Here is a 274-nt window from a genome sequence, read left to right as displayed (position 1 = left end):
CGATCCAGTCGAGCATGAAGAGCGTGCGTTCGATCCGACCGATTTCACCCAGAGCGAGGTATAGCCGGTTTTGCTGGCGGTACGCCCCAAGCTTGCGCAGGATTTCAGACGGTTTGATGGATTTGTCACGTATGCTGGCCGCGAGCCGCATGATGTCGCCCCAATGCTGCCGGATCACCTCTTCGTTGATCGGTTTGCCCATGATAGGCGATAAAGTGGGCCACGCTTTCGCGCTCCCGAAGCAGGTCAACCTCCGGTCCGGAAAGTCGCGCAG

General features: G+C 58.8%; 1 protein-coding gene. It reads right to left on the bottom strand.

The window, feature by feature from the left end; translation table 11 throughout:
* Positions 1–250 (bottom strand): Tn3 family transposase (locus HBA93_RS21115; RefSeq protein ID WP_286202111.1); only part of this gene is annotated, 250 nt, incomplete at its 3' end.
* Positions 251–274 lie beyond the last annotated feature (24 nt).

Origin of the sequence: Ochrobactrum sp. SFR4 (genome assembly GCF_019730395.1) — a bacterium.
Classification (GTDB): Bacteria; Pseudomonadota; Alphaproteobacteria; order Rhizobiales; family Rhizobiaceae; genus Pseudochrobactrum.
The sequence above is the reverse complement of the archived record's forward strand: the minus strand, read 5'-3'. Positions and strand labels throughout refer to the sequence as shown.